Origin of the sequence: Prevotella sp. MGM2, from assembly GCF_002933955.1 — a bacterium.
Classification (GTDB): Bacteria; Bacteroidota; Bacteroidia; order Bacteroidales; family Bacteroidaceae; genus Alloprevotella.
Genome location: NZ_BEWW01000020.1, coordinates 1 through 11,272, shown reverse-complemented (window position 1 = coordinate 11,272; position 11,272 = coordinate 1). Strand labels below are relative to the sequence as shown.

Below are 11,272 nucleotides of genomic sequence, written 5' to 3'. Positions count from 1 at the left end.
TGTACAACAAACTGGAAGAATATGGATTGAAGTATAAATTTCAGCAACCATAGCCGGTAATTCGCTGAATTTGTATGATTTTGATTATCAGAATTTGGTTAATTCTCAAAATAATATTATCTTCGCATTGAGCTATTTGAAATGATTGAGAATCATGCAAAATGATGAAGACAGGTGGTTTCTAAGCCATTACCTATATCTCTATTATTAGCTTATAATTTATTGATAATCAACTACACATTAGTTAGTGCAACAAATGTGAAGCTCGAGAAGATGAACCAATCGCGCACCCTTTGGAGATTTGGGGCATCTATCTGTTTTTCTATAAGCAGTTTCAGATCGTCAAGCCTCATGTGGCGGCTCTTGCGACGTGGCAACGGTGGATGGAGCCTCGCATATGGGTCACGGCGGAGCGTGCCCTGGCTGACTGCTCGCATCGTCATCTTCTTCAGACGGTACAGGTGTTCGTGAACCGATTTGGGCTTGAGTCCACGGTCTGCGCCGAGAAACACCTCGAAATCGTCATAAAAAGACCTGTCAAGCGCACGGAGCGGCACATCATCCATATCCCGTTTCCCGGTTACGAATGCAGATAGATGACGGTATGAGTTGAGATAGCTTTCGTATGATTCCTTTGTGCGGTCTACGCCCACACGCTTGTGGAATTCCTCGTTATGTTCACGGAAAAGAGCCAAAAGGGTCGATGGCTTGCGCCCGATGCCCTTCATGGCGTTCTTAACAAGCTCGGCGGTGACGAAGCCAAGGCTGCGCCTTATATCCTCGTAATGTTCGTTTATCTCAGCTGTCAGCGAGTCTATGGCGCGGTTCACGGTGACTGCATTGGCACTGCGCCCGTCCGCCCGTCCTTTTTCGGGGTTCCAGATATCCGGGTTCACAGACACTTTCGTTCCTATCTGCTCCCATTCGGCGTCTATGCTGACCTTGCACAGAAGCTGGCATGTTCCGTCCTTGCGGACTTTTGTCCGGTTGATATAGAAGAGGATGGCGAATGTGCTACGCCGTTTGGGTGTATTGTTGTCTTTATCCTTTTTCATGACTATGTGGGGTTTGGTTTATTAAATGGCGACAGTGAAGCGTGACGCTATCCGGCTGTCAAGGTTCTGTGTGTCTGTCCCGATTTTGTCATCGGTCACTTTCGCGTAAATCTGCGTCGTGGTAATCCGGTTATGGCCCAGCATACGGCTGACGGTCTCAAGAGGCACACCATGTGCAAGCGTGATCTCGGTGGCGTAGGTATGACGCCCGCAGTGATAGACCAGCCTGCGCTCTATGCCGCATATCTTGGCAATCCTTTTCAGATATGCGTTCAGGGTGGAGTTGCTGTACATCGGCAGGAGTTTCCCTTCAGGTGCCATTCCCCGGTATTTCTCGATAATTCTCAATGGCAGCTCAAGCAACGGTATCTCATATTCCACCTTCGTCTTTTTTCGCGAGGACCTGATCCAGACCGTACCGTCCTCGGCAGTTTCAAGATTATCTTCCGTCAGAAGACACATATCGCCGTATGGAATGCCTGTATAGCAGGAGAACAGGAAGAGATCGCGGACATGGTACAGACGGCTGTCGTGGAGCGGTGTCGTCATAATCCGGTGGAGTTCCTCCGAAGTAAGAAACTTCTGCTCACGCTGCGGCTTTTCTGCCTCATATCCGGCAAAAGGATCTGCGGTTATGATGCCGTCGGTGATAGCCTCCGAGACTATCATCTTCAACCGTGTTGTATGAAAGCCCACGGTGGAGGTGGCGAGTCGGCGCTGTGTACGCAGGTAGATGTCATACTTGTCTATGAAGGAACGGTCGATAGCCGTAAACGGAATATCCGACAGCTTATACTCCGTTTCCAGAAATGTTGCCAGGCATTTGTAGGTGTAATTGTATGATTTCAGTGTGCCATGAACCCGGTTCACACCGACACGCTTTGCGAAGTTCTCTATGAATGTGCTGAAATATCCCATCAGCGTTTCCTGTCCGAAAGCCATCCCCTGTATCTGGCACTTCACATCATCGGCGGTCACGCCCATGCGGACAGCCGACAGTTCCTGATAGACGGAAAGTGCGCTTGCCCTGATTTCGTCAAGCTGGCGGTTGATTTCCCTTGACGCGGCGCTCTTGCCAGTGGCACGGCCGAGCATCCATGCCTTAGGTGATGCCGAGAGTTTCGCGCTGAAAGCTGCCTCCGAGTATCTGCCTACGTTTATACGCCCCATCACCGGACACAGACCGTCATCCGACATCTCGCTCTTTTTAAGGTAGAACGAAACCTTTAATCCACTCTTTTTCATAACTCTATTCTTTGTTTACAAAATTAACTGATATAGAGTCATTTGTAGGTATGCAAAACGTAGCGGAACCACGAATAGGAATCACAGATGCCATCCCGGAGCCTATATTTCTTCACATTGCCGGGAAAAATCGCTAAATTTGCAGTAGCAAAGATGCCCGACAAGCGACTCCTGCGGCATAAAACAGGGATAACCATCCATCGGCAAAACCGTCTTCAAGACCGGGATTCCGGATAGGAAAAAGGCAACGGATAGGTAGCGATTCAATCTCCTAACCCTTCCAAAAACCGAATTTTTCGCCGAAAGCACCCTTCGGACGAACAACGCCGATCTCTCCTAACTCTCAACACATTACTTTATTCCCCATTTATTGCCATAGTCTCGCGAATTCTCATTATATTTGTGATATCGGTTTCAGCAGCTTCGTACTACGTTTCCGGTATTTCGCATCCGTTTTCCCAAAAGAGCAGGACAAAAACATCTGTCCTCAAACAAATCTTCCCATCTTACAATAACAAAAACTATGACCCACAAAGAACTTATGAAACGAGCCATCGAACTGGCTACAGAGAACGTAAGCAGGGGCGGCGGACCTTTTGGCGCTGTCATTGCCCGCAACGGAAACATCATAGCTGAAGGTGTCAACAGGGTTACGGCCAACCACGATCCTACGGCTCATGCCGAAGTACAGGCCATTCGCGCGGCAGCCTCCAAACTGGGTTCTTTCACGCTTGAAGGTTGTGACATCTATGCTTCGTGCGAACCATGCCCCATGTGCCTGGGCGCCATCTATTGGGCCAGGCTTTCGCGCCTTTTCTATGGCGGTACTCAAAAAGACGCAGCAGCTGCTGGTTTTGATGACGCCTTTATATATAAAGAACTGGAACTGCAGAAAGAAGAGCGTCGGCTACCGTCTGAACATCTGCTGCATGACGAAGCTTTGGGTGCCTTCAAGGCATGGTGCGACAACGACAAAAAAACAGCCTACTGACATGATTGACAAAGATCTAAAGACTTATATCGAATCTTCCATACTTCCTCAATATGATGCTTTTGATACGGCTCACCGTCGTAATCATGCCGAAGCTGTCATCAGACGTTGCATGGATTTGGCCGAATTTTATCCGGAAATTGACCGAAAGATGCTTTACGTGGCTGCAGCCTGCCATGACCTCGGACTTTGCCAGGGACGTGATGAGCACCATAAAAATTCCGCGCGTATCATTCGTGCCGACCGGACATTGTCCCGCTGGTTTTCCGAAACGGAAATTTCAATCATAGCTGAAGCTGCCGAAGATCATCGTGCTTCTTTGGGACATGCCCCTCGCACCCTATACGGCCGGTTGGTAGCCGAAGCTGACCGCCTAATTGATCCAGACGTTACGCTCCGACGAACGGTGCAATACGGTCTGTCGCATTATCCCGAGTTGCCACGTGAAGCTCAATACACGCGTTTTGCAACGCACCTGAAAGATAAATATGCGCCCGGAGGTTATTTGCAGTTATGGATTCCGGAGAGTCCCAATTCCGTAAGATTGGAGGAGTTGCGCCACATAATTTCCGATGAAGCGGCTCTGCGCAATCGCTTTGACCTGCTCTACGAGGAGGAAACGGCGGCTCTCTGACATTCGGGAAGGGATGTCCTGTGGATTTTCATGCGATATTGAAAGGGAGATTGCGGAATGTACATAAAAAAGTGGAAAGCCGCCCAGTGCCGCTTTCCACTTTTCATTATTGATTGTTCTCTAAAAACTTAATTATTGCTTTTCCTGATCGGGAGCCTGGTCGATAAGATCCATAAACTCATCAAGTTTCGGCGTAATGATAATCTGTGTGCGGCGGTTACGCTGCTTGCCCGTGGCTGTTGCGTTGGAGGCTATAGGATTGTACTCGCCACGGCCGGCTGCAGAAAGACGCTTGGGGTCTACGCCATACTCGTTTTGCAGAGCCTGAACCACTGATGATGCGCGTAATGCCGACAGGTCCCAATTGTTGCGGATGTTCTTCTGCGAAATGGGCACGTTGTCCGTATTACCCTCCACCAAAACGTCATAGTCTTTGTAGTCCATGATAATTTTTGCAATCTTGGAAAGGGTTTCGCCGGCACGGCTGCCTATTTCGTAAGATCCGCTCTTATAGAGCATATTATCGGCCAGTGAGATGTAGACAACACCCTTAAGCACCTGTACGTCTACGTCATTCATTTCCTCACGGGTGAGTGAACGCGTCAGTTTGTTGGTAAGGGCCTGATTGAGCGAGTCGCTCTTGTCCTTGGCCTCAACGAGTTGTTTGATGAACTTGTTGGATGCGTTGATTTCATCCACCAATTTGGAGATGTTTACATTGCCCTGTTGCACGTTGTTCTGATAAGATCCCTGCAACTGTGCGTAAGCGGCCTTCATTTCAGCGTTGCGTTTCTGCTCCTCGGCAAGGCGTTCCTCAAGGCTTTTGGCCGTGCTGGAATACTTGGCAATGCTGACTTTGGCATCATTATAGTCGTTTTGCAAGGCCGCATGCCTGTTCTGCAGGTTATCGTAGTCTGACTTCAATTCTGTGAATTGTTTTTTGCTGACGCAGCTTGTCATGGCAAATGCAGCGAGAGCGACAGCTGCAAAAGAGGTTAAATGCTTCATAATAGTTTCGTCGTTAATGTTTCCTTAATAAAGTCTTATCCGTTATTGTGTCATTTTCAACCGGAGGCGGGACATAGCCTGCCGTTGATTCTTTGAGGCGCAAGTTAAGCAAATTAATGCTAAGAGAAAAATATTTTTTGTTTTTTTATTTTTCCAAAGCCTTTAGAAACACTTTCGGGACGGTCGTTTCAAAATGGAGGGGCTGCCCTGTTACGGGATGATAGAAATTGAGGCGGAAGGCGTGAAGTGCCAGTCGTCCCACCGGATCATCGCCCTGAAGGCCATATTTTATGTCGCCGCAAACGGGATGTCCCAGGTCTTTCAGATGTACGCGTATCTGATTTTTGCGTCCTGTTTCAAGTTTGAGTTCCACGAGCGAGTGTTTCCCGTCTGTTTTCATGGTACGGAAGTGAGTAACAGCCCATTTCCCGCCACCGGGGTCTTCACGATAAGACTGCGTTATATAAGCCTTATTGTCTTTGAGCCAGCTTTGCACCTTTCCTGCCTGCTGCTCCATGCGTCCCGACACAAGTGCCATGTAGCGACGATCCGTCACTATTTCGCGCCAGTTGTGCTCCAGTGTCTGCTCGGCCTGTATGGTTTTAGCGTAAACCAAAAGACCGGATGTGTCGCGGTCCAGACGATGCACGACATGTGCCGTACAAGCCTGCTTGGAGCGGCGGAAATATTCATCGAGCACAGACTTGACGCTGAAGGCATGATGGTTGGCGGCCATGGAAAGGATGCCAACGTTTTTCTCCACCACTACGATGTAAGCGTCTTCATAGACAATCTTCACAAACTTGTTGTTGAGTTGCTGCGCCGGCTTATGTTTGGAAATGCCCACTTTCATGCCTGGTGTGAGCGCATAGTCGTGACGCGTCTGTATTTTTCCATTCACTGTGACGCCGCTTCCTGCAAGGATTGCTTTGGCCTTGTTGCGACTGATGCCGCTTTGGGCTTGCATGATGAAAGACAGGAGCGTTGTAGCCTCCCGAACGGTAAACATGATGGCTTGAGGCCTTGAATTTTTGGGCATGATGATTGGTTTTGAACTCTTTTGCGGCACAATTGCCGTTATGGCAGGCAAAGTTACTAAGTTTTTGTCAATTATGCCAACTTACACGCGAGGTAGTTTGTTACTGTTCCTGTTTCCATACCTAGTTTTACAGACATTTTTCAACGTCTTTCACTTTAACATCTTTAACTTTCCGTTACATTTCGGAGTGTTAAAATATAGGTTGTAAGTATCGGGAATTGAAAAGTCCGTATCGGATTTTTAACACAAATACTTGGAATTTGAACTGCAATACGGGGAATTTTCAAGAAAAACAGGGCGGAAAATGACTGGAATATGGCCGGAAAACACTGAAAAAGCGGGACTTCCCCGATAGAAAGCCCCGCTCCGCTATTACAAAGATACGACATTTTCCAGCGGAAAGCAAGAAATGTTAAAAACGGCAAGGAAAGTAATCAAAAGCACATTCCGCAATCCTGTCGGGGCATACGGTAGGAAAAAGGCTGACAAAAGCTATAGGACGCTCCGGCCCTCCGCATTGCGTGGCATAAGCGCGTGTCAATTACATTTGACTGATAAAATAGACTGATAGATGAGTTTTTTTCTTTAACTTTGTCCTCATATTTAATCCGTAAACCAAAAAGAAACATGGGAAAAGTATTGATTATCGGCGCCGGCGGCGTTGCTACTGTAGCTGCTCATAAGGTTGCCCAGAACACTGATGTGTTCAGCGAGATAATGATTGCCAGCCGCACAAAGTCCAAGTGCGACGCCATCGTCAAAGCCATAGGCCGCAACGACATAAAAACGGCTCAGGTAGACGCCGACAGTGTGGAACAGCTCTGCGCGCTAATGAATGAATTCAAGCCCGACCTCGTGATGAATCTAGCCCTGCCTTATCAGGATCTCACCATCATGGAAGCCTGTCTGCAATGTGGCTGTTCTTATCTTGACACCGCCAACTACGAACCGAAAGACGAGGCTCACTTCGAATATTCATGGCAATGGGCTTACAAGGAACGTTTTGAACAGGCCGGACTGACGGCCATACTCGGCTGCGGCTTCGACCCCGGCGTAACCAGCATCTACACCGCCTACGCGGCCAAACACCACTTCGACGAGATACAATATCTTGACATCGTGGACTGTAACGCCGGCGACCATCACAAAGCGTTTGCCACTAACTTCAACCCCGAAATTAACATCCGCGAAATCACTCAAAAAGGACTCTACTGGCAGGACGGACAGTGGGTGGAAACGGAACCGCTCGAAATTCATCAGCCGCTCACCTATCCCGGCATAGGTCCCAAAGAGAGCTATTTGCTCCACCACGAGGAAATAGAAAGTCTCGTGAAGAACTATCCTACCATCAAGCGTGCCCGCTTCTGGATGACTTTCGGACAGGAATATCTCACCCATTTGCGCGTCATACAGAATATCGGTATGGCCAGCATCGTGCCTATCAATTATGAGGGCAAGGAAATCGTACCGCTTCAGTTCCTCAAGGCTGTACTGCCCAACCCTCAGGACCTCGGGGAGAACTATGAGGGCGAAACAAGCATCGGCTGCCGCATACGCGGTTTGAAAGACGGCAAAGAACGTACTTACTACGTCTACAACAACTGCTCACACCGCGCCGCCTACGAGGAAACTGGCATGCAAGGCGTGAGCTATACCACAGGAGTGCCCGCATGCATCGGTGCCCGCATGTTTATGCTCGGTCTTTGGAAGCGTCCCGGCGTATGGAACGTTGAGGAATTTGATCCGGACCCCTTCATGGAAGAACTCAACAAGCAGGGATTACCTTGGCACGAAATATTCGATGGTGATCTTGAACTTTAAGAAAAACTTGCCCTATACGTTTTTGATATCTCCCGATAAAGTCAGGTAACGAAACGTAAGTGTACCCATATAAAAACGGCAGCATAGTCATTATCAAACTATGCAGCCGTTTTTTCACGTTATACGTGGCTGGCAACCACACTGCTGGCAGTGAAACGGTTATTCAAAAAAATGCGGCCGGTTACCTTTTTTTAAAAAAACTTCGTCGAATTTTTGTGTGGAATAACCATGACAGATTTCCGACCGGAACTTCGGGCCGAATGTGATACGGTTATTCACTCAAACACATGCTTGCCGAAATTCATGCCCTTCATCCGATAAAATGCCGGTTCGGCCTGCAGGCGCTTCAGGAAATCGGAATATTGCCTTAACTGCTGCGGTGTCCAGCCGGCCTCTGCTACAGCAGCCAGGCGTGGCAGGAGCAAGTACTGAACCGTAGAGGCGTCTTCCACCCATTCCGTCCAGAAATTAGCCTGCACTCCCATATATTTTGTCTGTAAGTCGGCCGGAATATCTTTCATCGGCACATAGTTATAAACGGCTTCCACCGTTTCCGTGCCATTACCTTGTGAACGCGGCTCGGTAGGCAGCGATGACTGGCGGCGATTTATATAATATGGTATCTGCGGCGACAAAATGGTTTTAAGTCCTCGCGTAGCCGCTTCTTTAGCGGCTCTGTCGGCACCGACCCACGCCATGATTGTTATGTCTTTACCCAAAGGAGCCGTATTGCCGTGAAGCACCTCGTTCCAGAATATGAGTTGGCGCTGGCGCTCGGCCGGTTGACGGGCGATATGTTCCTGCAACTGGCGGTAAAAGTTAATCTGTAAATCCCGGTAATTCTCCGATCCTATATCGTTGAGTTGTTCCCGGCAGTCGTTGTTGCGCTCCCACTTGGCTGTGGGACATTCGTCTCCTCCTAAATGTATATACCTGTAAGGGAAGATTTCTGTCAATTCATCTACGACATCTTTGGCGAACTGTACGGCACGCGGGTTGGAGACGTTGATGACATCGGCTGAAACACCTTGCCAAAGCCACACGTCGTGTCGGGTTTGAGGATCGCATGCAAGAAATTCCGGATAAGCCGCTACTGCTGCTTGTGAATGGCCGGGAATATCCACCTCGGGTACGATTTCTATGAAACGGTCGCGGGCGTATTTCACGATTTCCCGGGCATCTTCCTGTGTGTAGTAACCGCCATAGAGTTGTCCGTCAGGCTTTGTGTCGCCCCATCCCAGCACTTTGCTGCGCCGCCATGCGCCGATTTCCGTGAGCTTAGGGTATTTTTTTATTTCCAGCCGCCATCCTTGGTCTTCGGTGAGATGCCAATGGAAACGGTTCATCTTGTAGGCTGCCATGATGTCAAGTATTTTTTTTATCTCTTCCGTGCCATAGAAATGCCGTCCTTCATCGAGCATAAAGCCACGCCATTCGAAGCGGGGAGCATCGGCGATTCTCACCGAAGGTACAGACCATGCCGACACGTTGTTGTCGGGCACGCCGGCCACGACGCTCCGTGAGGGCATCAGTTGCGAAAGCGTTTGCAAGGCATAGAAAAATCCAGCCGGTCTTGAGGCCGAAATACAGATTTTACCGGCCGACACATCAAGCTTATAGGCTTCTGCCTGAAGTGTAGCGTCGAGCAGGAGCACCACCGCTGCTTTTTTTGTTTTTGAGGTCTCTTTCAGACTGATGCCGGAAGCGGCTTTAAAGTTACCGGCCCATTGTGTGAATACCATACGGACGCTGTCACCGGGATAATGGGGCAAGCAGACGCGTGTGGCGGAATTGAAATGAAACAGGCCTTCACCGACTGCCATCTGTGCCGGACGGGGAATTACGTTGAGGTCGTGAGCCTGTAATCCGGTAGCACTCACTCCCAGCAAACACAAAAAGAATGCTTTTAATTTCATGATACTGACTGAATCTATTAACAAACAGAAATATATGGTAAAAACAATCATGAGGTACCGGCTGTTTCTTACTCAGCTTACAGCCGGTACCTATCCTTGCTTTAAAGGCAAAGATACGAATAAAAAGAAAGAAAAACAGAGTATGGTTATTAAAATACGGTGCTACCGCAGAAAAAAACGGAAGCGGCATCGCAAACCGACACCACTTCCGAATTGTTTTTTGTGTGTAGTATTGTTACTGTTCCTTATAACAAAACACCTTCTGAAGTTATCTTTAAATGGGCTTCATATCCGCCACGTTTGTCCAGTTCGATGTCAAAATAATCAAGGTCAAGCATTTCCACCAAGTCACAGTCGTCTATTGCATATCCGGAATAATGGGCGGCAATATAATCCGTGACAGGTTGGGGCAGTGTGCCGTAAAAATCGGTTTCTGTACGCACCCATCTGCCTTCGGAGGTGAACCAGGCTTCGGAGGCCACCCCGTATCTGCTGAACTCTGCTTTATAAAAATCTTTCTCCCGTTCTCATCTTTCGTGAACGCCTTCTGGATATATCACGTCAAAAGCCGTTTTCACCGCCACTGGAACATCTTTTACCTCATCACCGCTGTTGTCGCACCCTGTCATCGATATTCCAAACATGAGCAGGGAAATTAAAAAGAAATGTTGTTTCATGTCGTTGTCCTCCTGTTTACAGGTCTATATCCGTTACCTGAAAATTTTTGTTGAAAGTAATTTCCACACCGTTGTCGAGATTTACTTCAAACTCTTTGCGGTCACGCTCCAGTTTGACGATGCGTCGGCCGGCGTAATGACTTTTGACGTAGCGGCTGATGGCCGCCGGAACAAGTGCAGGCGGTACTGATGATTGCTTACAGGATATTTCCTTCCATCTTCCGTCGCGGTCAAATTCCACTTTGTCGCCATTGGTGAAGACTACTTCATAGCTTTTCGATTCGGCCTTTGCCAAAGCTACTCTTCGGCCATTAAAATTCTTTTTTATCAGCTGTTGGGCAGCTACAGGCATCTGCCTCAGACGGATAGGTTTATCGTTACCAGCGTTTGCTGTACCTATAAATAAAAGGCAGACAAGGGTCAACATCCATTTTTTCATTGTCGTTTTCATAAATTCTGAGTTTTTTTGAAGTGAATAAAGCTATCATTAATTCCTGAGAGCGAAGTTAGAAAGAATCCTTGAATTTGATTGGAAAAAGCATATTAAATAAGTATTTTTGACTTCTGTTGCGAAATGGGGCATAATCAATCTACGAGTTTAAGAAATAAAAGCCAGTCTTTCCCCCTTTGCCATGCTTATGTTTTCATCTGTCTGACTTTAACGTTTTTAACTTTCTGCAACATTTTGGAGTGTTAAAACATAGGTTGTAGATATTGAAAAACAAAAAGTCCTTATTGGATTTTTCACACGAATACTTGGTATTTGAATTGCAATACGGGGAATTTTCAGGAAAAACAGGACGGAAAACGGTCGGAATATGGTTCGAAAATACTGAAAAAGCGGGACTTCCCGATGGAAAGCCCCGCTCCGCTGTTACAAAGATAC

Annotated in this window: 9 protein-coding genes and 2 pseudogenes; 3 read left to right on the top strand and 8 right to left on the bottom strand. The window is 47.9% G+C overall.

Translation table 11 applies throughout. The features are described 5' to 3' along the window. Window positions 1-236: 236 nt before the first annotated feature. Both C5S62_RS00440 and C5S62_RS00435 read right to left on the bottom strand, forming a co-directional pair. Window positions 237-1,055, bottom strand: a pseudogene (locus C5S62_RS00440) (phage integrase SAM-like domain and Arm DNA-binding domain-containing protein); the annotation flags it as partial. A 21-nt stretch (window positions 1,056-1,076) separates the two neighbouring features. Then, entirely contained in the window at window positions 1,077-2,300 is a 1,224-nt protein-coding gene (locus C5S62_RS00435) for a site-specific integrase (protein WP_104403586.1), read from the bottom strand. 523 nt (window positions 2,301-2,823) lie between these two features. Between C5S62_RS00435 and C5S62_RS00430 the strand changes: the two genes are divergently transcribed. Both C5S62_RS00430 and C5S62_RS00425 read left to right on the top strand, forming a co-directional pair. After that, window positions 2,824-3,291: a nucleoside deaminase gene (locus C5S62_RS00430; RefSeq protein WP_104403585.1), complete on the top strand. Its 468-nt coding sequence runs from the start codon at window positions 2,824-2,826 to the stop codon at window positions 3,289-3,291. 1 nt (window position 3,292) lies between these two features. Continuing rightward, window positions 3,293-3,925 (top strand): HD domain-containing protein, encoded by a 633-nt coding sequence (locus C5S62_RS00425; protein ID WP_104403584.1) that lies wholly within the window; start codon window positions 3,293-3,295, stop codon window positions 3,923-3,925. 132 nt (window positions 3,926-4,057) lie between these two features. Here the strand turns inward: C5S62_RS00425 and C5S62_RS00420 are convergent, their stop codons facing one another. Then, entirely contained in the window at window positions 4,058-4,933 is an 876-nt protein-coding gene (locus C5S62_RS00420) for an OmpA family protein (RefSeq protein WP_104403583.1), read from the bottom strand. Between the two features lie 145 nt (window positions 4,934-5,078). Further along, window positions 5,079-5,972 carry an RluA family pseudouridine synthase gene (locus tag C5S62_RS00415; protein WP_104403582.1) on the bottom strand — a complete coding sequence of 298 codons (894 nt, stop codon included), beginning with the start codon at window positions 5,970-5,972 and terminating at the stop codon, window positions 5,079-5,081. Window positions 5,973-6,599: 627 nt separating this feature from the next. Between C5S62_RS00415 and C5S62_RS00405 the strand changes: the two genes are divergently transcribed. Then, entirely contained in the window at window positions 6,600-7,793 is a 1,194-nt protein-coding gene (locus tag C5S62_RS00405) for a saccharopine dehydrogenase family protein (protein WP_104403580.1), read from the top strand. A gap of 275 nt (window positions 7,794-8,068) precedes the next feature. Here the strand turns inward: C5S62_RS00405 and C5S62_RS00400 are convergent, their stop codons facing one another. The 4 genes and pseudogenes from C5S62_RS00400 to C5S62_RS00390 form a co-directional block, all read right to left on the bottom strand. Then, window positions 8,069-9,709 carry a beta-N-acetylhexosaminidase gene (locus tag C5S62_RS00400; RefSeq protein ID WP_104403588.1) on the bottom strand — a complete coding sequence of 547 codons (1,641 nt, stop codon included), beginning with the start codon at window positions 9,707-9,709 and terminating at the stop codon, window positions 8,069-8,071. Between the two features lie 245 nt (window positions 9,710-9,954). Further along, a pseudogene (locus C5S62_RS00395) lies at window positions 9,955-10,209 on the bottom strand (PepSY-like domain-containing protein); the annotation flags it as partial. A gap of 27 nt (window positions 10,210-10,236) precedes the next feature. Beyond that, entirely contained in the window at window positions 10,237-10,386 is a 150-nt protein-coding gene (locus C5S62_RS13415; RefSeq protein ID WP_190311529.1) for a hypothetical protein, read from the bottom strand. Between the two features lie 16 nt (window positions 10,387-10,402). Beyond that, window positions 10,403-10,825, bottom strand: a complete 423-nt coding sequence (locus C5S62_RS00390) for a PepSY-like domain-containing protein (protein ID WP_104403587.1) — start codon at window positions 10,823-10,825, stop codon at window positions 10,403-10,405. Window positions 10,826-11,272: the final 447 nt, after the last annotated feature.

What these genes read in the sequence shown, in the direction of transcription:
- C5S62_RS00435 (WP_104403586.1), bottom strand. Translation starts at nt 2,300, where the DNA reads ATGAAAAAGAGTGGATTAAAGGTTTCGTTCTACCTTAAAAAGAGCGAG.
- C5S62_RS00430 (WP_104403585.1), top strand. Translation starts at nt 2,824, where the DNA reads ATGACCCACAAAGAACTTATGAAACGAGCCATCGAACTGGCTACAGAG.
- C5S62_RS00425 (WP_104403584.1), top strand. Translation starts at nt 3,293, where the DNA reads ATGATTGACAAAGATCTAAAGACTTATATCGAATCTTCCATACTTCCT.
- C5S62_RS00420 (WP_104403583.1), bottom strand. Translation starts at nt 4,933, where the DNA reads ATGAAGCATTTAACCTCTTTTGCAGCTGTCGCTCTCGCTGCATTTGCC.
- C5S62_RS00415 (WP_104403582.1), bottom strand. Translation starts at nt 5,972, where the DNA reads ATGCCCAAAAATTCAAGGCCTCAAGCCATCATGTTTACCGTTCGGGAG.
- C5S62_RS00405 (WP_104403580.1), top strand. Translation starts at nt 6,600, where the DNA reads ATGGGAAAAGTATTGATTATCGGCGCCGGCGGCGTTGCTACTGTAGCT.
- C5S62_RS00400 (WP_104403588.1), bottom strand. Translation starts at nt 9,709, where the DNA reads ATGAAATTAAAAGCATTCTTTTTGTGTTTGCTGGGAGTGAGTGCTACC.
- C5S62_RS13415 (WP_190311529.1), bottom strand. Translation starts at nt 10,386, where the DNA reads ATGAAACAACATTTCTTTTTAATTTCCCTGCTCATGTTTGGAATATCG.
- C5S62_RS00390 (WP_104403587.1), bottom strand. Translation starts at nt 10,825, where the DNA reads ATGAAAAAATGGATGTTGACCCTTGTCTGCCTTTTATTTATAGGTACA.